The sequence below is a fragment of the Pseudogulbenkiania sp. FW507-F1 genome (genome assembly GCF_058781125.1).
On the sequence record NZ_JBYSWM010000069.1, the window covers coordinates 1 to 627 of the forward strand.

1 protein-coding gene is annotated in these 627 nt (G+C 62.5%); it reads left to right on the forward strand.

From position 1 onward, the window contains the following. A partial coding sequence (locus tag AC3WG5_RS19215; protein ID WP_492570338.1) for a phosphomethylpyrimidine synthase ThiC occupies nucleotides 1-627 on the forward strand: 627 nt, incomplete at both ends.

A 627-nucleotide genomic window follows, 5' to 3' on the forward strand; every position in this document is an offset into this window, starting at 1 on the left:
AACAACATCAACCACCCGGAATCCGAGCCGATGATCATCGGCCGCAACTTCCTGGTGAAGATCAACGGCAACATCGGCAACTCCGCCGTCACCTCGTCGATCAGCGAGGAAGTCGACAAGATGACCTGGGGTATCCGCTGGGGCGCCGACACCATCATGGACCTGTCCACCGGCAAGAACATCCACGAGACGCGCGAGTGGATCCTGCGCAACAGCCCGGTTCCCATTGGCACGGTGCCGATCTACCAGGCGCTGGAGAAGGTGAACGGCAAGGCCGAGGACCTGACCTGGGACATCTTCAAGGACACGCTGATCGAGCAGGCCGAGCAGGGCGTCGACTACTTCACCATCCACGCCGGCGTGCTGCTGCGCTACGTGCCGATGACCGCCAACCGCATGACCGGCATCGTCAGCCGCGGCGGCTCGATCATGGCCAAGTGGTGCCTGGCGCATCACAAGGAAAACTTCCTCTACACGCACTTCGAAGACATCTGCGACATCATGAAGGCCTACGACGTGGCCTTCTCGCTCGGCGACGGCCTGCGTCCGGGTTCGGTATGGGACGCCAACGACGACGCGCAGCTCGGCGAGCTGAAGACCCTGGGCGAACTGACCCAGATCGCCTGG